General features: G+C 64.0%; 25 protein-coding genes and 1 tRNA gene. 14 read left to right on the plus strand and 12 right to left on the minus strand.

Translation table 11 applies throughout. The features are described 5' to 3' along the window. Positions 1-3: 3 nt before the first annotated feature. From kdpB to FJ949_RS14225, 6 genes are all read right to left on the minus strand, one after another. Entirely contained in the window at positions 4-2097 is a 2094-nt protein-coding gene (gene kdpB / locus FJ949_RS14200; protein WP_140496343.1) for a potassium-transporting ATPase subunit KdpB, read from the minus strand. Then, positions 2094-2309: a hypothetical protein gene (locus FJ949_RS14205; RefSeq protein ID WP_140496344.1), complete on the minus strand. Its 216-nt coding sequence runs from the start codon at positions 2307-2309 to the stop codon at positions 2094-2096. The genes kdpB and FJ949_RS14205 overlap by 4 nt, the downstream gene beginning before the upstream one ends. A gap of 27 nt (positions 2310-2336) precedes the next feature. Beyond that, on the minus strand, positions 2337-4037 hold the full coding sequence (gene kdpA, locus FJ949_RS14210) for a potassium-transporting ATPase subunit KdpA (protein ID WP_140496345.1): 1701 nt from the start codon (positions 4035-4037) through the stop codon (positions 2337-2339). 22 nt (positions 4038-4059) lie between these two features. Beyond that, positions 4060-4149, minus strand: coding sequence for a K(+)-transporting ATPase subunit F (gene kdpF, locus FJ949_RS14215; protein ID WP_015315765.1), 90 nt, complete (start codon positions 4147-4149; stop codon positions 4060-4062). A 422-nt stretch (positions 4150-4571) separates the two neighbouring features. Beyond that, positions 4572-4796 carry an alkylphosphonate utilization protein gene (locus tag FJ949_RS14220; RefSeq protein ID WP_140496346.1) on the minus strand — a complete coding sequence of 75 codons (225 nt, stop codon included), beginning with the start codon at positions 4794-4796 and terminating at the stop codon, positions 4572-4574. Positions 4797-5068: 272 nt separating this feature from the next. After that, positions 5069-5158: transfer RNA gene (locus tag FJ949_RS14225), tRNA-Ser, on the minus strand. Between the two features lie 477 nt (positions 5159-5635). On the opposite strand from FJ949_RS14225, the gene FJ949_RS14230 reads away from it, so the two are divergent. The 4 genes from FJ949_RS14230 (at position 5636) to FJ949_RS14245 (ending at position 8480) form a co-directional block, all read left to right on the plus strand. Beyond that, entirely contained in the window at positions 5636-6277 is a 642-nt protein-coding gene (locus FJ949_RS14230) for a hypothetical protein (protein ID WP_246674114.1), read from the plus strand. A gap of 130 nt (positions 6278-6407) precedes the next feature. Beyond that, the gene (locus FJ949_RS14235; RefSeq protein ID WP_140496347.1) at positions 6408-6725 is read left to right on the plus strand and encodes a hypothetical protein; all 318 of its coding nucleotides are present in this window, start codon (positions 6408-6410) and stop codon (positions 6723-6725) included. 194 nt (positions 6726-6919) lie between these two features. Next, the gene (locus tag FJ949_RS14240) at positions 6920-7909 is read left to right on the plus strand and encodes a BMP family ABC transporter substrate-binding protein (protein ID WP_140496350.1); all 990 of its coding nucleotides are present in this window, start codon (positions 6920-6922) and stop codon (positions 7907-7909) included. Positions 7910-8039: 130 nt separating this feature from the next. Next, the gene (locus FJ949_RS14245) at positions 8040-8480 is read left to right on the plus strand and encodes a GNAT family N-acetyltransferase (RefSeq protein ID WP_224518922.1); all 441 of its coding nucleotides are present in this window, start codon (positions 8040-8042) and stop codon (positions 8478-8480) included. Here FJ949_RS14245 and FJ949_RS14250 read toward each other — a convergent pair. Both FJ949_RS14250 and FJ949_RS14255 read right to left on the minus strand, forming a co-directional pair. Continuing rightward, positions 8475-8852 carry a hypothetical protein gene (locus FJ949_RS14250; RefSeq protein WP_140496352.1) on the minus strand — a complete coding sequence of 126 codons (378 nt, stop codon included), beginning with the start codon at positions 8850-8852 and terminating at the stop codon, positions 8475-8477. The genes FJ949_RS14245 and FJ949_RS14250 overlap by 6 nt on opposite strands. A 17-nt stretch (positions 8853-8869) precedes the next feature. After that, positions 8870-9079, minus strand: a complete 210-nt coding sequence (locus FJ949_RS14255) for a SlyX family protein (protein WP_140496354.1) — start codon at positions 9077-9079, stop codon at positions 8870-8872. 213 nt (positions 9080-9292) lie between these two features. Here FJ949_RS14255 and FJ949_RS14260 point away from each other — a divergent pair, with 213 nt between their 5' ends. The 6 genes from FJ949_RS14260 (at position 9293) to deoA (ending at position 15519) form a co-directional block, all read left to right on the plus strand. Continuing rightward, positions 9293-10825 (plus strand): ABC transporter ATP-binding protein, encoded by a 1533-nt coding sequence (locus FJ949_RS14260; protein WP_140496476.1) that lies wholly within the window; start codon positions 9293-9295, stop codon positions 10823-10825. Then, positions 10822-11961: an ABC transporter permease gene (locus FJ949_RS14265; RefSeq protein WP_140496356.1), complete on the plus strand. Its 1140-nt coding sequence runs from the start codon at positions 10822-10824 to the stop codon at positions 11959-11961. Before FJ949_RS14260 ends, FJ949_RS14265 begins: the two co-directional genes overlap by 4 nt. 1 nt (position 11962) lies before the next feature. Beyond that, a complete protein-coding gene (locus tag FJ949_RS14270; protein ID WP_140496358.1) occupies positions 11963-12934 on the plus strand; it encodes an ABC transporter permease in 972 nt (323 codons plus the stop codon). 70 nt (positions 12935-13004) lie between these two features. Further along, positions 13005-13397 (plus strand): cytidine deaminase, encoded by a 393-nt coding sequence (gene cdd / locus FJ949_RS14275; RefSeq protein WP_140496478.1) that lies wholly within the window; start codon positions 13005-13007, stop codon positions 13395-13397. Further along, positions 13394-14200 carry a purine-nucleoside phosphorylase gene (locus FJ949_RS14280; protein ID WP_140496360.1) on the plus strand — a complete coding sequence of 269 codons (807 nt, stop codon included), beginning with the start codon at positions 13394-13396 and terminating at the stop codon, positions 14198-14200. Before cdd ends, FJ949_RS14280 begins: the two co-directional genes overlap by 4 nt. Then, positions 14200-15519, plus strand: a complete 1320-nt coding sequence (gene deoA, locus FJ949_RS14285) for a thymidine phosphorylase (RefSeq protein WP_140496362.1) — start codon at positions 14200-14202, stop codon at positions 15517-15519. The genes FJ949_RS14280 and deoA overlap by 1 nt, the downstream gene beginning before the upstream one ends. 30 nt (positions 15520-15549) lie before the next feature. On the opposite strand, the gene FJ949_RS14290 is transcribed toward deoA, so the two are convergent. The 3 genes from FJ949_RS14290 to FJ949_RS14300 form a co-directional block, all read right to left on the minus strand. Beyond that, positions 15550-16113, minus strand: a complete 564-nt coding sequence (locus FJ949_RS14290; protein ID WP_140496364.1) for a TIGR02281 family clan AA aspartic protease — start codon at positions 16111-16113, stop codon at positions 15550-15552. A 187-nt stretch (positions 16114-16300) separates the two neighbouring features. Beyond that, positions 16301-16930, minus strand: a complete 630-nt coding sequence (gene upp, locus FJ949_RS14295) for a uracil phosphoribosyltransferase (protein WP_140496366.1) — start codon at positions 16928-16930, stop codon at positions 16301-16303. A gap of 130 nt (positions 16931-17060) precedes the next feature. After that, entirely contained in the window at positions 17061-18035 is a 975-nt protein-coding gene (locus tag FJ949_RS14300) for an adenosine deaminase (protein ID WP_140496368.1), read from the minus strand. Positions 18036-18168: 133 nt separating this feature from the next. On the opposite strand from FJ949_RS14300, the gene ubiE reads away from it, so the two are divergent. From ubiE to coaBC, 4 genes are all read left to right on the plus strand, one after another. Then, positions 18169-18945, plus strand: a complete 777-nt coding sequence (gene ubiE / locus FJ949_RS14305; RefSeq protein WP_140496370.1) for a bifunctional demethylmenaquinone methyltransferase/2-methoxy-6-polyprenyl-1,4-benzoquinol methylase UbiE — start codon at positions 18169-18171, stop codon at positions 18943-18945. Between the two features lie 13 nt (positions 18946-18958). After that, positions 18959-20533, plus strand: a complete 1575-nt coding sequence (gene ubiB / locus FJ949_RS14310; protein WP_140496372.1) for a 2-polyprenylphenol 6-hydroxylase — start codon at positions 18959-18961, stop codon at positions 20531-20533. Positions 20534-20607: 74 nt separating this feature from the next. Then, positions 20608-20817: a plasmid stabilization protein gene (locus FJ949_RS14315; protein ID WP_140496375.1), complete on the plus strand. Its 210-nt coding sequence runs from the start codon at positions 20608-20610 to the stop codon at positions 20815-20817. Between the two features lie 2 nt (positions 20818-20819). Further along, the gene (coaBC, locus tag FJ949_RS14320; RefSeq protein WP_210242138.1) at positions 20820-22292 is read left to right on the plus strand and encodes a bifunctional phosphopantothenoylcysteine decarboxylase/phosphopantothenate--cysteine ligase CoaBC; all 1473 of its coding nucleotides are present in this window, start codon (positions 20820-20822) and stop codon (positions 22290-22292) included. Positions 22293-22366: 74 nt separating this feature from the next. Here coaBC and FJ949_RS14325 read toward each other — a convergent pair whose 3' ends face one another. Further along, positions 22367-22942, minus strand: coding sequence for an invasion associated locus B family protein (locus FJ949_RS14325; RefSeq protein ID WP_140496377.1), 576 nt, complete (start codon positions 22940-22942; stop codon positions 22367-22369). Between the last annotated feature and the right edge of the window lie 166 nt (positions 22943-23108).

Consider the following 23108-nt stretch of genomic DNA (forward strand, 5'->3'; position numbering starts at 1 on the left):
CCCTTATGCAAGGCCGAGGGCCGTGACGGCCATGTCGATAATCTTGATGCCGGCGAACGGCACGATGATGCCGCCGAGGCCGTAGACGAGCAGGTTGCGGCTGAGCAGCGCCCCGGCGCCGATTGCCCGGTATTTGACGCCGCGCAGCGACAGCGGGATCAGCGCGATGATGATCAGCGCGTTGAAGATGATGGCCGACAGGATGGCGCTCTGCGGCGTCGCCAGATGCATGATGTTGAGCGCCTGCAGCGGACCTGTGGTGTGGCCGGGTGCGACGTAGAACACGGCGAACATGGCCGGGATGATGGCGAAGTACTTAGCCACGTCATTGGCGATGGAGAAGGTGGTCAGCGAACCGCGCGTCATCAGCAGCGCCTTGCCGATCTCGACGATCTCGATCAGCTTGGTCGGATCGGAGTCCAAGTCCACCATGTTGCCTGCTTCCCGCGCGGCCACCGTGCCGGTGTTCATGGCGACGCCGACGTCGGCCTGGGCAAGGGCCGGCGCGTCGTTGGTGCCGTCGCCGCACATGGCGACCAGCTTGCCCTTGGCCTGCTCGTCGCGGATCAGTTTCAGCTTGTCCTCCGGCGTCGCCTGGGCAAGGAAGTCGTCGACGCCGGCTTCGGCCGCGATGGCCGCCGCCGTCATCGGATTGTCCCCTGTGATCATCACCGTGCGTATGCCCATGCTGCGCAGCTCGGCGAAGCGTTCGCGGATGCCGCCCTTGACGATGTCCTTGAGGTGCACGATGCCGAGCAGGCGTCCGTCGCGCTCGACCGCAAGCGGCGTGCCGCCCGATTTGGCGACCTCGTCGGCGATCGCCTGGAGATCCCTGATCGTATCGCTGTTCGGGCGCGTTGCGTGGCTGGCGACGGTCGACTGGTTGACATGGGCGAGCACGGAATCGACCGCGCCCTTGCGCACGGAGGAGCCGTCTATGTCGACGCCGCTCATCCGGGTCTGCGCGGTGAAGGGCACGAAGGTGGCGTGCAGTGTCGCCATGTCGCGGGCGCGGATGGCGTATTTCTCCTTGGCCAGCACGACGATCGAGCGGCCTTCCGGCGTTTCGTCGGCGAGCGAGGCAAGCTGTGCCGCATCGGCCAGTTCCTGCTCGGTGACGCCCTTCACCGGGCGGAATTCGGTCGCCTGGCGGTTGCCGAGCGTGATCGTGCCGGTCTTGTCGAGCAAAAGCGTGTCGACGTCGCCGGCCGCCTCCACGGCGCGGCCGGACATGGCGAGCACATTGAAGCGCACCAGACGGTCCATGCCGGCGATGCCGATGGCCGACAAAAGCGCGCCGATAGTGGTCGGGATCAAGGTCACGAACAAAGCGACGAGCACCGTGACCGGGATATAGCCCCCCGAATAGGAAGCGAAGCTCGGGATGGTAGCGGTGGCCAGCACGAAGATCAGCGTCATGCCGACCAGCAGGATGTTGAGCGCGATCTCATTCGGGGTCTTCTGGCGCTCGGCGCCCTCGACCAGCGAGATCATGCGGTCGAGAAAGGTGTGGCCGGCGGCGGCGGTGATGCGCACGCGGATCCAGTCGGAGAGCACCTGCGTGCCGCCGGTGACCGCGGAGCGGTCGCCGCCGGATTCGCGAATGACAGGCGCCGATTCGCCCGTGATCGCCGCCTCGTTGACCGAAGCCACGCCTTCGATCACCTCGCCGTCGGAGGGGATGATGTCGCCGGCCTCGACCAGCACGGCGTCGCCCACCTTCAGGCTGGTGCCGGGCACCAGCTTGAATTTCGTCCGGTCCTCGCCGGTCAGGAGCTTGGCCTGGGTCTCGGTGCGCGCCTTGCGCAGCGAATCGGCCTGCGCCTTGCCGCGGCCTTCGGCGACGGCTTCGGCGAAGTTGGCGAACAGCACGGTGAACCACAGCCAGATGATGATCTGGATGGTGAAGCCGAGATTGCCGCCGCCGCTGGCGAGGTCCTTGACGAAAAGCACTGATGTCAGCGCCGAGACGACGGCAACGACGAACATTACCGGGTTCCTGGCCAATGTGCGTGGGTTCAGCTTTCTGAAGGCGCCGCCGATGGCGGGCCATAGGATGCCGGCATCCATGATGCTCGCTGATTTTGACTGGCTCATTTTGAAGCTCCAGCTTCGGTGTTGGTGAGCGGCACCGAGCGGTCGGATGCCGAAAGAAGATGCGGAAGCCCGTAGGCCAGCAACCACAGAACGATCATGACGGCGGCGATGCCGAGGAATGTCGACATGGTGGGGAAAGGAGGAGGCCGTTCCTCCTTTCCGTTGTCGGCGGGATGGCGATCGTTGCGATGCCTGTTGTTGAACCAGGACATTTCCGTTTCAGCCAGGACACTTCCGTCTCAGAATGTCTGCCCGTGGATGGCGGCCAGATGCTCGACGATCGGTCCGACGGCGAGTGCCGGGAAGAAGGTCAGGCCGCCGACGATGACGATGACGCCGACCAGCAGCCCGACGAACAGCGGGCCGTCGGTCGGGAAGGTGCCGGCCGAGGCGGGCACGGTCTTCTTCGCCGCCAGCGAGCCGGCGATGGCGAGCGCCGGGATGATGACCAGGAAGCGGCCCATGAGCATGCCGAGGCCCAGCGTGATGTTGTACCAGGGCGAGTTGCCGGTGAGGCCGCCGAAGGCCGAGCCGTTGTTCGCCGCCGCCGACGTATAGGCGTAGAGGATCTCGGAGAAGCCGTGCGGACCGCCATTGGCGATCGATGCCACGGCGCTCGGCAGGACCACCGCGATGGCCGTGAAGATCAGCATCGCCAGCGGCAGGCACAGGATTGCCAGCATCGCCATCTTGACCTCCTTGGCCTCGATCTTCTTGCCCAAATATTCGGGCGTGCGCCCGACCATCAGGCCGGCGACGAAGACGGCGATGAGGATGAACATCAGCATTCCGTAGAAGCCGGCGCCGACGCCGCCGACGATGACTTCGCCGAGCTGCATGTTGATGAGCGGGATCATGCCGCCGAGCGCGGTGAAACTGTCATGCATGGCGTTGACCGCGCCGCAGGAAGCCGCCGTGGTGATGACCGCGAACAGCGCCGAAAGCGCGATGCCGAAGCGGGTTTCCTTACCTTCCATATTGCCGCCCTCGATGCCCAGCGCATGGACCAGCGGATTGCCGGCGGCTTCCGCCCAATAGCAGACCGCAACCCCGGCGATGAACAGCGCGCCCATGGCGGCCAGGATCGCCCAGCCCTGGCGCTGGTTGCCGACCATGCGGCCGAAGACGTTGGTCAAGGCAGCACCGATGGCGAAGATCGACAGCATCTGGATCAGGTTGGAGATGGCGTCCGGATTCTCGAAGGGATGCGCGGCATTGGCGTTGAAGAAGCCGCCGCCATTGGTGCCGAGCATCTTGATGGCGATCTGCGAGGCGACCGGCCCGACGGCGATGGTCTGCTGCGCGCCTTCGAGCGTGGTGGCGCCGACATAGGCTCCCAGCGTCTGCGGCATTCCGAGCCAGACATAGACCAGGGTGAGCACGACGCAGAGCGGCAAAAGCACGTAGAGCGTGGCACGGGTCATATCGACCCAGAAATTCCCGATCGACTTGCCGGAAGCGCGGGCAAAGCCGCGGATCAGCGCCATGGCGATGGCGATGCCGGTGGCCGCCGACAGGAAGTTCTGCACTGTGAGGCCGGCCATCTGCACGAGATAGGACATCGTGCTCTCGCCGCCGTAGTTCTGCCAGTTGGTGTTGGTCATGAAGCTGGCCGCGGTGTTGAAGGCGAGCCCCGGTTCGACCGCGCTCATGCCGGCCGGGTTGTAGGGCAGGCCGCCTTGCAGGCGCTGGAGGAAATAGAGCGCCAGGAAACCGGCAAGGTTGAACAACAGCATGGCGGCGGCATAGCCCGTCCAGTGCTGCTCCTGGTCGCCGGTTCCAGCCAGGCGATAAAGGCCCCGCTCGACGGGGCCGAGCACCGGCGACAGCAAGCTGCGGTCGCCGGTGAAGACGCGATGCATGTAGCCGCCCAGCGGCTTCACGAGCAAAACCAGGATCCCGCAATAGAGGAGGATCTGTATCCATCCGTTGATAGTCATGATTTGGCTTTCCGTGCGCCGGTCAGAAGCGTTCCGGGCGGATCAGTGCGTATGTCAGGTAGGCGAGCAGGAACAACGTCACGCCGCCACCGAGGATGTAATCGACAAGCATGTCCCGATCGCTCAAATTCTGTCGCAGGCTTTGACGTAGGCAAAGGAGAGGGCGAAAAACAAAACCCCGATCCCGAGAACAATGATGTCCATTGTGCTTGTCCTTGCTTTGATTTTTCCACTTTGCGCCCGCTCGAAGCAGCTTGGCGACTACATGAAACGGCGCGCCAACCTGGATTGGTGACGGCGTCAGACGTTTTTCTCAAAGCGGAATATGGACCCGATCGCCATAAAGGTTCGAGACGGGGCAAAGCGGAAAGAAATAGGAATCTTATAAAGATTTTCGGCGGAATGAGTTTGAAGTGGTGAACGCGTCCTGGCGCTCCAGCGATATCGTCAGTCGTAAGGGGTAACAGGTTGGCCGACGAAACGGCTCGCCGCCGGTAAACGCATTCTACCCCTGCGGCTCGACCGCCTTGAGGGTCACGCCTTCTTTACGAACTCGGTTTTGAGCACCAGGCCCTTCACTTGCCTGTTACTGCATTCGATCTCACCGGGATTACCGTTAAGGCGAATGTTCTTCACCAACGTGCCGCGCTTGATCGTCTCCGAAGTGCCCTTGACCTTGAGGTCCTTGATCAGCGTGACGGAATCGCCGTCATTCAACTGAGCGCCGTTGCTGTCGCGCACCATTACATCGTCCGGCATGCCATCTCCTGTGATCGGGATTACCACTACCAGATCACCAGGAATTCCAAAACCGGCTCGTGCGCGGCGTTTTCATGGAACGACCAAGGATCACTCGGTGCTATGCCGCGATTTCGGTCCAAGACGCTCGAAACAGCCAGCTGCTTTTTTCAATGCTGCAAGCCGGTCGGCAAGGTTGATGACCCTGCCCTCCTACGCTGAAGCTTCCGAGGGCATCCTGCTTCGCGCTGTCGATTGAGCCAATCCTGCGAAGCTCGAAGAGCGAAGCAGGATGGCGGAGAGAGCGGGATTCGAACCCGCGTTACGGTTTCCCGTAAACACACTTTCCAGGCGTGCGCCTTCAACCACTCGGCCACCTCTCCGTCCTTGCCTTTCGCGCCGGCCGGTTTCGCCGCGCGGGTTGGGGAGATGCTCTCCCTTTGGGCTGCGGAACTTCCGCACCGGGCGCCGCCAACCAGCGGACTCCCTGCCCGCACCTGAGCCGTCAAAGCAACAGGCGCGGGGCTCATCTAGTCGATCCGGCGCCGAATGCCAAGCCATAACGGCGGTCAATTCGCTTTGCCGGCCAAACGGCGTTCATGGGGGCCGCCGGCACATCCGTTTGGAGTCCCGCCACTTCAATCGCTGCTTGATGACGTGCACGGGCAAGGCTGCGAGGCCAGCCGCGCTTGACTTCGTCCCGAGCGGCCTGTCGAGTGTCCGAAAGGCTTTGCGGGGGGCATCGTCGCAACATGACGTCAAGCAGCGGAATTCCGGGCGGTACGCCTGGCAACGGACAGCCACCCGCCGAGGGAAATGTCCCGGCCCGACATCCGGACAGCGGACTTTCCTACGTCCCGGTGGGCTGGCTCGTTATCGTCATGGCCCTGTCGGTCTATTGGCTGGCGTCGGCCTTGTGGCTGGTGGGGAGTTCAGGCCTGCCGGACGCCGTTTTCTATTTCCTCTTCAGCGGGCTCGTCGCCGACGTCATCACCATCCTATGGGGACTTTACCTGCTCGGCCTCGCCTTCGGCCGTTCGGCGCGCTTCCCCAGCCACTTCACCATCTGGCAGGCCGCCACGATCATATGGCTGCTGGCAAGTCACGCTTACGCACTTGCCGTGCCGGGCTTCGTCTTCTCCGCCAGAAGCCTGGCCATCACCGCCGCCGAGATCGCCATCGGCCTGCTTTGCATCTACCTGTTGCGCCGCGGCTCCGGCGCCGAGACCGTTTATGCCAAGCCGCGAGCCGAAGCGCCGTCGGTCTTCGTTTCCATTGTCGCCGCGCTGCTCGGCATCATCCTCGGCGCGGTCGTCGGCTCGGTGGGCGGTTTCCTGGCCGGTTCGCTCATCGCCGATGTCACCGACGTGAGTTGCTTTGAGGGTGCGTGCGGCTACTTCGCCGCATTCATCGGCCTGGCCGGGCTGGTGGTCGGCGCCATTGCCGGCGGCATTCTCGCCGTCTGGCTCGCCAACCGGCGCAAGCGCAGGCCGGCCGGCTAGGCTGCGTCGGCCGCGATTCAATTCGCGTGCCGTGATTGCGAACGGGGCCCATGCGCTCTATTTCTCATTTCGGAACACCGCCGGAGATCCTCGGGAAGATGTTGAGGATCGGCCAGGGGAAAGGTCTCTGATGTTTCGCTTCGTCTTTCGTCTCGCGGCCATGGTCGCGCTGTCGATTTCGGTCATCATGGCGGTGCTTGACACGACACGCACGGTGGCCGCCTCGGCACTGGTGCTGACCCCGCTCAATGCAAGCTGGCTGGCCGTGTCGCCCGACACGCGCGCCACCTTTGAAAGCTTCGTTCGCGCCAAGGCCGGCCCGCTGCTATGGGACGGCCCCATCGCCTGGGTGCTCAACCAGCCGGGCTTTGCCGTGTTCGCGGTGCTTGCCTTGCTGCTCTACGCCATCGGCTACAGGCGGCAGCGGCGCACGGGGCAATTCGCCTGAAGGGCACGGGCATCGCACCCCGCCATGCTTTTCCAAAAGGTCAAAATTCCACGTGAATTTTGTTTCGGGCCGTGCCAGATTGCCGCTGAGCGGGAGGGGAATATACACTCCTGGCTGACGTCGCGCGCATGCCGGAGAACCGGGCAGGCGTGCGGGGCGTAACGGAAAAAAATAACCGACAGGGTGTGGATCACATGAAACGTATCGTTCTCGGCCTTCTGGCCGCAACTGCAATGGTTCTTCCGGCTTTCGCCGCGGATGTGCAGCCGGCCATCCTCTATGATCTCGGCGGCAAGTTCGACAAATCCTTCAACGAGGCGGCCTACCATGGCGCCGAAAAGTTCAAGACGGAGACCGGCGTCCCCTATGTCGAGTTCGAGGTCTCCAACGCTTCGCAACGCGAGCAGGCGTTGCGCCGCTTCGCCGAGGACGGCCACAACCCGATCGTCATGGCCGGCTTCGCCTGGGAGGATGCGCTGAAGAAGGTCGCGACCGAATATCCCGATCTCAACTTCGCCATCATCGACGATGCCGTCGACCTGCCCAATGTCCGCTCGCTGGTATTCAAGGAGAATGAAGGCTCCTATCTCGTCGGCATCATGGCGGCGATGGCCTCCAAGACGAAGAAGGTGAGCTTCGTCGGCGGCATGGACATTCCGCTGATCCGCAAGTTCGAATGCGGCTATGTCGGCGGCGCCAAATCGGCAGGCGCGACCGACGTTATCCAGAACATGACCGGCGACACGCCGGCCGCCTGGAACGACCCGGCCAAGGGCGGCGAGATCGCCAAGACGCAGATCGACCAGGGTTCCGACGTGGTCTATGCGGCCGCTGGCGGCACCGGCGTCGGTGTGCTGCAGGCGGCGGCTGATGCCGGCAAGCTCGGCATCGGTGTCGATTCCAACCAGAACGGCCTCCAGCCCGGCAAGGTCCTGACCTCGATGCTGAAGCGCGTCGACGTTGCCGTCTACACCGCCTTCATGGACGGCAAGAACGGCACCTTCAAGGGTGGCGTCGAAAATCTCGGCCTCAAGGAAGGCGGCGTCGACTACGCCATGGACGACAACAACAAGGCGCTGGTGACCGACGAAATGAAGGCGGCGGTCGAGAAGGCCAAGGCCGACATCATCGCCGGCAAGGTCGAGGTGCACGATTACACCGCCGACAACGCCTGCCCGTATTGATCTGCCAAACCGACAGCAAACCGCCGGGCATGGTCCCGGCGGTTTTGTTTTGGAAGTCGCTGCCGGGTAGACGCAGACGTCTCGCAAGAAACACGACCCCAGGCCAATGGTGCAGTTGACAGTCGAACCCATGAACGAACGTGACATTGCAGCGGTGGCGCGATTGCGCGTTGCCGCCTTTTTCACGGGCACCGGACGAACGCTGGACGACGACGTGGCCGGACTTCGTAAACTGCTGCACGGCGACGGCTTCGAAACGGCGTTCGTGGCCCGGATCGGCGACGTGCCGGTCGGGACCTGCCTGCTGGTCCGCGACGAACTCGAACCGGCGCATGATCTGACACCATGGCTGGCCGGCCTGGCCATCGCTCCCGAGCACCAGCACCGAGGGATCGGCACTGCGCTGGTCAGGGCAATCGAAGCTCATGCCACATCGCTCGGCGTGGAGGCGCTTTATCTCTACACGTGGGAGGCGCGCGATTACTACATGAGGCTTGGTTGGATAGTCGTCGAGCCGTTCAGGCAGAACGGGGAGCCGATGGCGCTGATGTCGCGCCAATGTGGGCTATAGCTTTCCCGCCAGATAACCCAATGCGAAAGCCACGACCAGTCCAATGGCGACCGCAAGTCCGCGCCGGTCGCCGAGAGAATAGAAGCCGACATCATGCGGCTTGGCGGGGCCCCGGATCACCGGTTTAGCGTCCTCAAGACCGACAGCGCGCATCTGCGGCAAGTCGCCGATGCGCTGCGTGATCTGCCGCCAGCGCTCCGCGCCACCGGCGGCTTCGGTGCGGTCGAAAATATGCAGGTGCTCGGCAAGCTGGACCACGGCATCGCGAAAGGCGGGATCGATCTCCAGATCGCGCTCGGCCCGTTCGCGCTCTGCATCGTTCATCAGGCCAAGCACGTAGTCGCCGGCTCTTGCGATGCGATCGCTGGCCATCGCTCGGCTTCCCTCCCCTACCAGTGCGGCGGCTTAGTCACCGGCACGTCGGGTGCCGCCTGTTCCTCCAGCGTCAGGAAGCGGTCGGTCAGCGCGTCGAGCTTGCGCTGCATGCGCTCGATCACCTTCCACTGCTCGGCGATCTGGCCGGACAGCTCCTCGATGGTCTTCTCCTGCTCGGCGGAGCGGATCTCCAGCGTCGTCAGCCGGTCGGCGGGCACGGTCATGCAAAGTCCTCAGGTGTCGCGCGCAGTGTCAAATCGGCTTGCCATATTAGCGAATATGAGAGCTTCGGCCACGTTCGAAATTGACAAGCGCGCCGGGATTTGTCGAGAGTGGACGCTGCTCCGGCCAATTGGCACGGGCGGAGCGTCATGCTAGGCATTTTGACCAAGCGATAAAAAAATAAGAGTGGGACAGGCTGCATGGCGCATGCCGCGATTGAACTGGCCGCAATCGAACTGATTGGCATCAACAAGAGCTTTGGCGCCGTGCGCGCCAACCGCGACATCAACCTGGAAATCGCGCGCGGCACCATCCACGGCATCGTCGGCGAGAACGGCGCCGGCAAGTCGACGCTGATGTCGATTCTCTATGGCTTCTACCAGGCCGACAGCGGCGAGATCCGCGTCGGCGGCAAGCCGGCATCGATAAGCACGCCCAACGATGCGATCGCGCTCGGCATCGGCATGGTGCACCAGCATTTCATGCTGGTCGACAATTTCTCGGTCCTGGAGAACGTCATCCTGGGCGCCGAAAGCGACGCCTTGCTGAAGAAAAGCATCGCCAAGGCGCGTTCCGAACTGGAGCGGCTGGAGCGTGAATACGGCCTCGAGGTCGATCCCGACGCCATCGTCGAGGAATTGCCGGTCGGCCTGCAGCAGCGCGTCGAGATCCTCAAGGCGCTCTATCGCGGCGCCGAGATCCTGATCCTCGACGAGCCGACGGGCGTGCTGACGCCGGCCGAGGCCGACCACCTCTTCCGCATCCTCAAGCAATTGAAGGAGCAGGGAAAGACGGTGGTGCTGATCACCCACAAATTGCGCGAGATCATGGCCATCACCGACACGGTTTCGGTGATGCGCCAGGGCACGATGGTGGCGACCAGGGAAACGAAGAAGACCACCGTCGCGGAACTGGCCGAACTGATGGTCGGGCGCCGCGTGCTCTTGCGGGTGGAGAAGGGCGAAGCGGAAGCCGGCGCGGTAAAACTCGCGGTCAAGAACCTGACGGTCAAGGATTCCCGCGGCGTCACCATGGTCGACGACATCTCCTTCGACCTGCGCGCCGGCGAGATCGTCGGCATCGCCGGTGTCGCCGGCAACGGCCAGTCCGAACTGCTCGAGGCGATCTCCGGCATCAGGCACGCCGTTTCCGGTTCGGTGATGCTCGAGGGCAAGCCGATCGATCTCACCGGCAAGGCCGATCCCGGCGAACTGCGCGACCGCGGCCTCGCCCATGTGCCTGAGGATCGCCATCATGTCGGGCTGGTGCTGGCCTTCGAGGAGAACGAGAATTCCATCCTCGGCTATCATGACGATCCCCGCTATCTCAAAGGGCCGTTCCTCAACATCGACGCCATCGTTGCCGATGCCAAGGACAAGATCGAGAAATACGACATCCGCCCCGGCAATCCTCGGCTGAAGACGGCCAACTTCTCCGGCGGCAACCAGCAGAAGATCGTGCTCGCGCGCGAAATCGAACAGGACCCCGGCGTTCTCATCGTCGGCCAGCCGACGCGCGGCGTCGACGTCGGCGCCATCGAGTTCATCCACAAGCGCCTGATCGCCATGCGCGACCAGGGCAAGGCCGTGCTGGTCGTGTCGGTCGAGCTCGATGAGATCCGCTCGCTCTCCGACCGCATCCTGGTCATGTTTGCCGGCCGCATCGTCGGCGAACGCGGGCCGGAGGCGAGCGAGGGCGAACTCGGCCTGCTGATGGCGGGTGTTGAGCGCCAGGATGCGGCGCAATGAGCACGCCCTATGCCAAATTGCCGGCCTGGGCCGACTATGGGCTGATCCCGCTGATCAATCTGTCTGTGGCCTTCATCGTCGCGGGCTTCGTCGTGCTTCTGGTCGGCGAGAACCCGTTCCGTGCCGCCGTCATCCTGGTCGAGGGCGCCTTCGGCAAGGGAACAGGTATCGCCTTTACCCTCTTCTATGCCACCACCTTCATCTTCACCGGACTTTCGGTGGCGGTAGCAGCGCATTGCGGCCTGTTCAACATCGGCACCGAGGGGCAGGCCTACATCGCCGGCCTTGGCATCGCCATCGTCTGTCTCTCCTTCGACAGCGTGCTGCCATGGTGGCTGACATTTCCGCTGGCCATCGTGGCTTCGGCGGCCGTGGGCGCCTTGTGGGCGCTGATCCCCGCCTATCTGCAGGCCAGGCGCGGCTCGCACATCGTCATCACCACCATCATGTTCAACTTCATCGCTGCTTCGATCATGGTCTACCTGCTGGTCGGCCCGTTGAAACCGGCAGCCTCGCAGGCGCCGCAGACGCGCAACTTCCTGGCGGGCGCGGAATTGCCGAAACTCAACTGGGTCATCGAGCTGTTCGGCGCCAAGATCCGCTCGGCACCGCTCAACATCTCCTTCCTGCTCGCGCTGCTCATGGCCTTCCTGGTCTGGCTGCTGATCTGGCGCACCAGGCTCGGCTATGAGATGCGCACCTACGGCCACAGCCCAAAGGCGGCGCGCTATGCCGGCATTTCCGAAACCCGCATCATCATCACCGCCATGATGATCTCGGGCGCGCTCGCCGGCATGATGGCGCTCAATCCGGTGATGGGCGACCAGCACAATGTCGCGATCGACTTCGTCAGCGGCGCCGGTTTCGTCGGCATCGCCGTGGCGCTGATGGGTCGCCTGCACCCTGTCGGCATCGTGCTGGCGGCCATCCTGTTTGGCATGCTCTACCAGGGCGGCGCCGAACTCGCCTTCGAGATGCCTGCGATCAGCCGCGACATGATCGTGATCATTCAAGGGTTGGTCATCCTGTTCGCCGGTGCTCTCGAACACATGTTCAGGCCTTACATCCAGGCGCTGTTCGCCTCGCTCAGCCCGAGGTCGGTCGGCATGGAAGCGGTCAAGGGAAAAGGCGCCTGAGATGGACACCTTCAACGCCATCGTCCAGACGCTGGACTCCACCATCCGCCTCTCGGTGCCGCTGCTGCTCGCCTGCCTGGCCGGCCTCTATTCGGAACGCGCCGGCATCTTCGACATCGGCCTCGAAGGCAAGATGCTGGTCGGCGCCTTCGCCGGTGCGGCGGCCGCGTCGGTCTTCCATTCCGCCTTTCTCGGACTGGGCATGGCGATCCTGATCTCGGTCGCGTTCGCCATGATCCACGGCTTTGCCTCGATTACCCATCGCGGCAACCAGATCGTTTCCGGCGTGGCGATCAACTTCATCGCCGCCGGCTCGACCATCATCCTCGGCCAGGCCTGGTTCCAGCAAGGCGGGCGCACGCCGGCGCTGGAACCAGCCGAGCGGTTCGAGGCGATCACATGGCCCGGCGCCGAGACGATCCGCGACGTGCCGTTTCTCGGGCCGATCTACTCGGAACTGCTGTCGGGCCACTCGATACTGGTCTATCTCGCCTTCGCGATGGTGCCGTTCACCTGGTGGGTGCTGTTTCGCACGCGCTTTGGGCTGCGGCTGCGCGCGGTCGGCGAAAACCCGGCCGCCGTGGACACCGCCGGCATCTCGGTCGCCTGGCTGCGCTACAGGGCGCTGATCTGCACCGGCATCCTGACCGGCGTCGCCGGCGCCTATCTGTCGATGGTGCAGAATGGCGGCTTCGTGAAGGACATGACGGCCGGCAAGGGCTACATCGCGCTGGCCGCGTTGATCTTTGCCAAGTGGAAGCCGGTCAACGCCATGTTCGCCTGCCTGCTGTTCGGCTTCCTCGACGCCCTGTCGATCCGCCTGCAAGGCTCGCCGCTGCCGCTCATCGGCAAGGTGCCGGTGCAGTTCATGCAGGCCCTGCCCTATATTCTCACCGTCATCCTGCTCGCCGGTTTCATCGGCAAGGCGATCCCGCCGCGCGCCGGCGGCGTGCCTTATGTCAAGGAACGCTGAGGATCGAGGGCGCGGCTCGGCGCAAAAGAAGCGCCGGCTTTTGGACAAGATCATCGGAGAGAACACCGAAATGTCGCATGAATTGTTCGAAGCGGCGAAGGCTGCCATGGCCAAGGCCTATGCCCCCTATTCGAAATTTCCGGTCGGTGCCGCACTTCGCACCGAGGACGGGCGCGTCTTCACAGGCGCCAACATCGAGGTTGCTTCCTATCCCGAAGGCTGGTGCGCCGAGACGACGGCGCTCGGCCATTACATCATGGGCGGCGGCGGCAAGATCGTGGAAATCGCCGTCCTTGCCGAGCGCATGGCCAAATGCTCGCCTTGCGGCGGCTGCCGGCAGCGGCTGGCCGAATTCTGCCGTCCGGAAACGAAACTCTATCTCTGCGACAATGCGGGCGTCGCCGAAACCGTGACCATGGGCGACATGCTGCCTTACGGCTTTCGCGGCGACATGCTGAAATGAAGGAAGCGCTCGACCATCTGATCGAACGGCTGGACGGCCTGGCGCCGACCACGGCGCTGGTGCTGGGTTCTGGCCTGGGAGGGCTGGTCAGCCAGGTCGAGAACCCGATCCGTGTCTCCTATGCCGATCTGCCCGGCTTTCCCAGAAGCGGCGTTTCCGGGCATGCCGGAGAGGTGGTGGTCGGGCTGTTTGCCGGCACGCCGGTGCTGATGCTGTCGGGCCGCGCCCACTATTACGAGCACGGCAACGCGGCGGCGATGCGGCCGGTGCTGGAGGTGCTTGCCGGCACCGGCATCACCAAGCTGATCCTCACCAATGCCGCCGGCTCGGTCGATCCGGAGATGGGGCCGGGTTCGGTGATGCTGATATCGGACCACATCAATTTCTCCGGCACCAACCCGCTGATCGGCGAGCCGAGCGACCGCCGTTTCGTCGGCCTGACCGAAGCCTACGATGCCGGCATCCGCAAGGCGATCGAACAGGCGGCAAAGGCGACCGGCACGGCGCTGCACAAGGGCGTCTACATGTGGTTCTCCGGCCCGTGCTTCGAAACGCCGGCCGAGATCCGCATGGCGCGCATCATGGGTGCCAACGCGGTCGGCATGTCGACCGTGCCGGAAGTCATCCTTGCCCGCTTCCTTGGCCTGCGTGTCGCCGCCTGCTCGATCATCACCAATCTTGCCGCCGGCATGACCGGAGCCGAGCTTTCGCACCAGGAGACCAAGGATATGGCCCCGGTCGGCGGCGCGCGGCTGGCGACGATCCTGAAGCGTGTGTTCCGCGACGGACTGTTGGAGAACTGATGCTTCCGCAGGAAATCATCCGCCACAAGCGCGACGGCCACAGACTGCCGGCGCGCGAAATCGCCGACTTCATCGCCGGCGTAACCGATGGCGCCGTCACCGATGGCCAGGTCGCGGCTTTCGCCATGGCGGTGTTCTTCAACGGCATGGGCCGCGACGAGGCCGTGGCGTTGACATTGGCCATGCGCGATTCCGGCGACGTGCTCGACTGGTCGGACCTGCCCGGCCCGGTCACGGACAAACATTCGACAGGCGGCGTCGGCGACAACGTCTCGCTGATGCTGGCGCCGATCGTCGCTGCCTGCGGCGCTTATGTGCCGATGATATCCGGCCGCGGCCTCGGCCACACCGGCGGCACGCTGGATAAAATGGATTCCATCCCCGGCTACGCCAGCCAGCCCGACATCACGCTGTTTCGCAAGGCGGTGCTAGAGGCGGGTTGCGCCATCATCGGCCAGACTGCGGACCTCGCGCCGGCCGACCGCCGGCTCTATGCCATCCGTGACGTGACCGGAACCGTGGAGTCGGTGCCGCTGATCACCGCCTCGATCCTGTCGAAGAAACTGGCGGCAGGCCTGGGGTCGCTGGTGCTCGACGTCAAGGTCGGCAATGGCGCCTTCATGGAGAAGTCGCGCGACGCGACGGCGCTCGCCAACAGCCTGGTCGAAGTCGCAAGCGGCGCCGGATTAAAAGTTTCGGCGTTGATCACCGGCATGAACGAACCGCTGGCGTCGGCCGCCGGCAATGCGGTCGAGGTGCGCAACGCCGTCGATTTCCTGACCGGCCGCCTTCGCGACCGGCGCCTGGAGGATGTGACGCTGGCGCTCGCCGCCGAAATGCTGCAGGCGGCGGGTCTGGTGCCGTCCAACCAGGACGGCATGCGGCGGGCCACCGAAACGCTTGCCAGCGGCCGCGCCGCCGCCACCTTCGCGCGCATGGTGACGGTGCTCGGCGGCCCCGCCGATTTCATCGACAAGCCGGAACGATATTTGCCCGTTGCGCCAACGGAACACGCGGTGAGAGCGATCGCGGACGGCTTCGTCACCGGCATTGCCACGCGTGATATCGGCCTTGCCGTGGTCGGGCTGGGCGGCGGCCGCACCCGGCCAGACGACAAGGTCGACCCGGCGGCCGGCATCACCAGGCTGTTGCCGGTCGGCGCCGAGGTTCGAGCTGGCGAGCCGCTGGCGCTGGTCCATGCCCGCTCGGTGTCCGACGCCGAAGCCGCGGCGGCAACGGTGCTTTCGGCCTATGCGATCGGCGCTTCCAAGCCGCCTGCCGACAAGTCGGTCATCCGGCGCATCCTGCCGCGTGGCTGATATGACCCAACCCCGAACGGCCGTGCCCGCTCACTGGACAAGAAGCAGCGTGCCGTTTTCGGCCTGATATTTGCCCAGCCGATTGAGAAAGCTCATGCCGATCAAATTGGTGTGCAGCGCCTTGTCGTCGAGCACGATGGCCTGCACATCGTTGACGGTGATGCTGCCGATCTGCAAGCGGTCGATCATCACCACCGCCGCCTTGATCGTGCCGTTGGCCGTGTTGACCTCATGACTGAAATCCGACGGGTTCAGCGACAATCCGATCCTGCGCGCCGTCGAGGTGTTGACGGCGACCAGTGTCGCTCCGGTATCGATCATGCCGTCGATCTGGCGTCCGTTCAGTTTGAAGGCCGACGAGAAATGCCCTCGCGCGTCGGCCGTGACGACAACCTTGCGGCCCATCGGCAACGGCGCCACCGGCTTGTCGGGAGCCGCTGCCAAGGCGACCTCCGGACGGGCGTCGGCCGCTGGCTTGGCCGTCACCGCCGTTTTCAGCAGGCTTTCGAACATCTGCGGATTCGACTGGTAGACAATCGGGATGGATGCCGATGTACCGGCAAAGACGCTGAGGATAAGTAGCTTGCGCAGCATGGATCGGCCCCCGGCGCATGACCCCGAAAATCGGGATCGATTTCGGAAAGGATCACGCGCAAATCAAAGTGCCGCAGCGTCCGACAGGACGCGCGGCGCTGTCGTGAAGGCCGATTCTTAACGCCGGGATGGTGTTTGCCGTTTTAACGCCGCTCGAAACCGCGCCGTTGCGTAAACTTTCGGTAAATCACTTTGTCCCGTACATGCGGTCGCCGGCGTCGCCGAGGCCGGGCATGATGTAGCCCTTCTCGTTGAGCTGGCGATCGATGGAAGCCGTGAAGACGGGAACGTCGGGATGTGCCTTGGTGAAGCGCTCGATGCCTTCGGGCGCCGCCAGCAGGCACAGAAAGCGGATGTTGGTGGCGCCGCGCCCCTTCAGCTTGTCGATCGCCGCGATGGCGGAATTGGCGGTGGCCAGCATCGGATCGACGACGATGACCAGCCGGTCGGCGAGGTCGCTCGGCGCCTTGAAGAAATATTCGACTGCTTCCAGCGTCTCATGGTCGCGATAGAGGCCGATATGGGCGACGCGGGCCGCCGGAACCAGGTCGAGCAGGCCTTCGAGCAAGCCATTGCCGGCGCGCAGCACCGAGGCGAAGACCAGCTTCTTGCCTTCCAGCGTCGGCGCCTCCATCGTTTCGATCGGCGTTTCGATGGTCGTCGTCGTGAGTTCGAGATTGCGTGTCACCTCATAGCCGAGCAGCAGCGAGATCTCGCGCAGCAGCCGCCGGAAACCGGCCGTCGATGTCTCCTTCTTGCGCATGATGCTCAGCTTGTGCTGGACAAGCGGGTGGTCGACGACGGTGACGCCCTTCATGATGTGCTCCGACGTGGTTCGTGGTGAGTAGCCAATAGTGAGTAGTGAATAGTGAGCCGATTTGCGAGTCCCGATGCGCGCTCCGCCAAACTGCTCACTGCTGGCCACTCCCTGTCCACCCAGCCTTCATTCACCTGGCCTTCGCATCCAGCCGGCTGAGCAGCGTTGCCTTGGTCTTCCTGTCGACGAAAGCGGCCTCGATGGCCGTTCGGGTAACGGCCGCCAGCGCCTTCTCGTTCATCGAGAAATACTCGGCCGCAATGTCGTATTCGCGTTTCAGCGAGGTCCAGAAATAGGGCGGATCATCCGAGTTGAGCGTCACCTTGCAGCCGGCCGCTAGCAGGGCGGGGAACGGGTGGGCGGCGAAACTGTCGAACACTTTCAACGCAATATTGGAGCCGGGACAGCATTCCAGCACCACGCCCTCATCGGCGATGCGCCGGACAAGATCGGGGTTTTCGATGGCGCGCGCGCCATGGCCGATGCGCGACGGGCGGATGTGATCGAGCGCCGCCTGGACCGTCTCCCACCCCGTCAGTTCGCCTGCGTGAACGGTAATGCCGAGCCCGGCCTCGCGGGCGATTTCGAATGCCCTGACGTAGTCCTCCATCTCGCCGACCCTCTCGTCGCCGGCGACACCGAAGCCGGTTACCAGCGGATGTCCGCAGCGCGCGGCAAAGCGCGCTGCCTGCTCGATGGACTCGACGCCGGCATGGCGCACGCCGGTGACGATCATGCGGCCCTCGATGCCGGTCTTGGCCTTGGCGCGGGCCATGCCTTCGCCGAGCGCGTCAGTATAGGCCTTGGGCGACAGGCCCGCCTTCATGGCATGATCCGGCGAGGTGAAGACCTCTGAGTAGATGGCGCCGTCACGAGCCAGGCTGGTCAGATAATGGTCAGCCAGCCGCGCATAGTCTTCCTCGGTCCGGAACAGGTCGGAGGCGAAATCATAGGCGGCGAGAAAAGAGGTGAAATCGTGCCAGACGAAAGAGCCGTTCTGGATATAGGGCGAGATGTCCTTGCCGTATTTCTGCGCCTGTCGGATGACGAGTTCCGGTGCCGCTGCCCCTTCGATGTGGCAGTGCAGTTCCGCTTTCAAAGGCATTCAAACATCCCGTCGGTCAGTCCAGGTCTCGAAACCCGCCACCTGGAAGCGCGGCCGAACACCGCGCCTTAAACAATAGCGCCCGCACCATCGATCGGCTATGGTCCCGCCGGTTTTATGACGGATCAAAAAAATGTCAGTTGAGAGAACCACGGCCGCCGGCGGCATGGAAACCTCCTATGGTTTCAAGCGTGTAGGGGCAGGCGACAAGCAGCCCCTGGTCAACGATGTTTTCCACAAGGTCGCCAACCGCTACGACCTGATGAACGACCTGATGTCGGGCGGCCTGCACCGGCTGTGGAAGGATGCCATGGTAACCTGGCTCAATCCGCCGAAGCGGCCGGGCTGGCGCGTGCTCGATGTTGCCGGCGGCACCGGCGACATCGCCTTTCGCATCGTCGATGCCAGCCATGGGCATGCTCATGCCACCGTGCTCGACATCAACGGCTCGATGCTCGCCGTCGGTCGCGACAGGGCGCAAAAGAAAGGCATGTCCGGCAACACCGACTTCGTCGAAGCCAATGCCGAGGAACTGCCGTTCGCGGACGCCACCTTCGACGCCTACACCATCGCTTTCGGCATCCGCAACGTCCCCAGGATCGACGTCGCTCTCAGCGAAGCGTTGCGCGTGCTGAAGCCGGGCGGGCGGTTGCTGTGCCTGGAATTTTCCGAGGTCGAGATGCCGTTGCTCGACAGGGTCTACGAGGCCTGGTCGTTCAAGGCCATTCCGAAGATCGGCAAGGCCGTCACCGGCGACGGCGAGCCTTATTCCTATCTGGTCGAGTCGATCGCGAAATTCCCCAACCAGGCGAATTTTGCTTCCATGATAACCCGCGCGGGCTTCGATCGGGTCTCGTTCCGCAACTATTCCGGCGGCATCGCCGCGCTTCATTCGGGCTGGAAACTTTGAGGCAGGCCCGGGCATGAGCACCGTCAGCGCTGGATTTCGGCTCATGCGGGCCGGCTGGGTGCTTGTGCGCGAGGGCGTCGTCGCCGCTTTGCCCGGCGAGGAACTGTCCGGCCTGCCGAAATTGGGCTGGCGGCTGGCGCGGCTGTTTACCCGCCGCCGCGCGCTCGCCTATGAGCGCAGCGATCGGCTGGCCAAGGCGGTGGTCCGGCTCGGGCCGTCCTATGTCAAGCTTGGCCAGTTTCTGGCGACACGACCCGATGTCGTCGGCAACGACATGGCGCTCGATCTCGCCATGCTGCAGGACAAGATGCACACCTTCCCGACGGCCGAGGCGGTGGCGGCCATCGAGGGCTCGCTCGGGCGCAAGCTCGGCGACCTCTACACGCGGTTCGGCGACCCGGTCGCCGCGGCCTCCATCGCCCAGGTCCATGCCGCTGAAACCGTCGATGGCGGCGTCGCCAGGAAGGTAGCGGTCAAGGTGATCCGGCCGGGCGTGCGCCGCCGCTTCTTCCAGGATCTCGAAAGCTATTTCCTCGCGGCCCGCCTGCAGGAGAAATACATCCCCTCCTCACGCCGGCTGCGGCCTGTGGAGGTGACCGAGACGCTGGCGCAGACCACCAAGATCGAGATGGACCTGCGCCTCGAGGCGGCCGCGCTTTCGGAACTTGGTCAAAGCACCAGGGAGGATCCGGGCTTTCGCGTCCCTTCCGTCGACTGGGAGCGCACCGGCCGCGACGTGCTGACCATGGAATGGGTCGACGGCATCAAGATGAACGACATCGCCGGACTCGCCGCCGCTGGACACGATCTGAGGGCAATCGCGGCCAACCTCATCCAGTCGTTCTTGCGCCATACGCTGCGCGACGGCTTCTTTCACGCCGACATGCATCCGGGCAACCTGTTCGTCGAGGCTGATGGCACGATCGTCGCGGTCGATCTCGGCATTGCCGGCAGGCTCGGCAAGAAGGAGCGCCGGTTCCTCGCCGAAATCCTCTACGGCTTCATCACGCGCGACTATCTGCGCGTCGCCGAGGTTCATTTCGAGGCCGGCTACGTGCCGCGCCAGCACAATGTCGCGGCCTTCGCCCAGGCAATCCGCGCCATCGGCGAGCCGATCCATGGCCAGCCGGCCGAAACCATTTCCATGGCCAAGCTTCTGACGCTGCTGTTCGAGGTGACCGAACTCTTCGACATGGCGACGCGGCCCGAACTGATCCTCCTGCAGAAAACCATGGTGGTGGTCGAGGGCGTGGCGCGCACGCTCGATCCGGCCTTCAACATGTGGAAGACCGCCGAACCCGTGGTCAGCGGCTGGATATCAGGAAATCTCGGACCAAGCGGCCTGCTGGCCGACGCCCGCGACGGCGGCAAGGCGATGCTGACGCTGATCCGCCAAGCCCCCGAGTTGGCAGCGCGAACCGAGCGGCTGTCGCGCGAGATCGACCTGATGGCCGAGCATGGCCTGCGCTTCGACGAGGCGACGGCCCGTGCCATCGGCAAGGCCGAAGCGCGCTACAACCGCTCCGGCCGCGTGGCGCTTTGGGTGATAGCCCTGACGCTGGTCTATATAGCCTGGAAGCTGCTCTAAGTGACTGCAATGACAGCGATGCTGTCATTGCAGTCGAAAGGCGGGATAGCTATATTGTGCGCAGGAGTGCGACTATGGCCAGGATTACTGTCCGGAATCTGGAAGATCATGTCATGCAGCGATTGCGTGAACGCGGTGCCGCGCGCGGCGTTTCCATGGAGCAGGAGGCGCGGGATGTGCTCGCGGCATCAGTTGGGCTTCCGACCACGAAAGGCTTCGATGGCGGACGCCTGACATTTAAGGACGAGGCCAAGGTTCAACCAATGGCAGGCAGGCAAAGTTAGCCATGGGTACCCTGACCATTCGCAATCTCGACGAGGATTTGAAACAAAGACTGCGCGAGCGGGCTGCCCGTCATGGTGTGTCGATGGAGCAGGAGGCAAGAAGTCTGCTGCTCAAGGAAGTGGCGCCCACCTTCAAAGGTGCCGAGGATTTCGTTACGGCGGAGGAGATCCTCGAATTCGGCCGGGAGCTGCAAAAAGTAGATTTTGATCAGAAGAAACTCGCTGATGATCTCTGGTCCTCCATGAGCCTCTCCGGCAAGCGCATCCTGCTCATCATCGGCGGCGGCATCGCCGCCTACAAGGCACTCGACCTGATCCGCCGTCTGCGTGAAAGGGGTGCGGCGGTGCGCGTGGTCATGACGTCGGCTGCGCGGGAATTCGTCACCACGCTGTCGGCCGGTGCGCTCTCGGCAGACCATGTCTTTACCGATCTCTTCGATCGCAATGACGAGCACGATGTCGGCCATATCAGGCTATCGCGCGAGGCCGATCTGCTAGTCGTGGCGCCCGCCACCGCCGACCTGATGGCCAAGCTCGCCAACGGCCACGCCAATGATCTTGCCTCCACCGTGCTCCTGGCCACCGACAAGCCGGTGCTGATGGCGCCGGCCATGAACCCCAGAATGTGGGCGCATCCGGCGACGCGGCGCAATCGTGCGGCGCTGCACAAGGATGGCATCACCTTTGTTGGCCCCGCCAAAGGCGAGATGGCCGAGAGCAACGAGGCTGGCGAAGGCCGCATGGCCGAGCCGCTGGAGATCGTCGCCGCCATCGAGGCGCTGCTCGATACCGGACCCAAGCGGCTGGCCGGCAAGAAGATCATCGTCACGTCAGGCCCGACGCACGAGCCGATCGACCCCGTTCGCTACATCGCCAACCGATCGTCCGGCAAGCAGGGCCATGCCATAGCGGCGGCATTGGCCAGGCTCGGCGCCGACGTGAGGCTGGTCTCCGGTCCCGTCAGCATCGCCGATCCGGCTGGGGTGAAAACCATCCACGTCGAGCGGGCGCAGGAAATGCGCGATGCCGTGGAACAGCTTCTACCGGCCGATGCGGCGGTATTCGTCGCCGCCGTCGCCGATTGGCGCACCGACAGCCCAGCCGGCGAGAAGATCAAGAAAGCGCCGGGCGAAGGCCCGCCGGTGCTGCGCATGATCGAGAACCCCGACATCCTTGCGGGCGTCGGGCATCACAGGCGGCGGCCGACGCTGGTAGTCGGCTTCGCCGCCGAGACGCAGGACCTTTTGCGCAACGCCGAAGCCAAGCTGAGGAAGAAGGGCGCCGACTTCATTGTCGCCAACGACGTGTCGCAGACCAGCGGCGTCGGTCCGTCCGGTGTGATGGGCGGCGACCGCAACCGTGTTCGCATCGTCTCGAAGGCCGGCGTCGAGGAATGGCCCGAGATGAGCAAGGACGAAGTCGCGGCCCGGCTCGCCACCCTGATCGCAGAACGGCTGAAAACGATCGTGGTTTGACGAGCTGGATCGTCGGAATTCCGCAAAAACAAAGGTTTAGCGCGGGCTGGCGATTCTATCGAACGCTGAACGTGTTAGTCGGCAAGAAGCTCCGCGGTCCGTGCAAGCGCACTGCCGAAGCCATTGAGCGGAATGGAGAAGCTAACCGCTTGCCCCGTATCCGCCGCGAAGGCATCGACCTTCAAGGTGGTGCCCGCCTTGAGCACGGGGACGACGTTGGCATCGAACGCCACCGGCACCAGGCAGCCGACAGCCTGGCAAGTGTTGAACTGCAGGCTGCCGTCCAGCTTCTGGTCGTCGATCGTCAGGCTGACGCCCTTGGCGAGCGCCAGGCCGAACGGCAAAGCGAGCGTGCCGGTCGCGTCTTCGCCCGTCTTGCTCGACAGCTCTATCGCCAGCAGGCGCTGGTTGCTTTGCTTGTTGAACTGCTGGTGTGACAGGCTGCATGCCTTGGCCGCGCCCGATATCTGGCAGTTGACCGCCCAGTCGCCATGGGTTTCGGACAGGGCCGATGCGCCGCCGGGCAACTGTGGCTGGTTGGCGGCGGGCGCGGCCGCCGCTTTGTCGCCTTTTGTCTGCGCCGCCGCGGCCGGCAGACCGGCGATGCAGGCAGCCCCCAGCATCGCCAGCAGATACGCATGCTTCCTCATAAGGACCCCTTTTGCCCGGCTCCATCCCTGAGCCAGCTGGAAGCTGACCCTGAAGGACGCACTGTCGGCGTTCTGTTTGACCGTTTCCTCGAAGGCGCCGTTACATCCGACGGACATGCCGACGCCGTTGACGCCATGGAATTCGAGGCCAGCGTCAGCCCGATAG

The organism is Mesorhizobium sp. B2-4-1, assembly GCF_006442185.1.
In the GTDB taxonomy this organism is placed as follows: Bacteria; Pseudomonadota; Alphaproteobacteria; order Rhizobiales; family Rhizobiaceae; genus Mesorhizobium.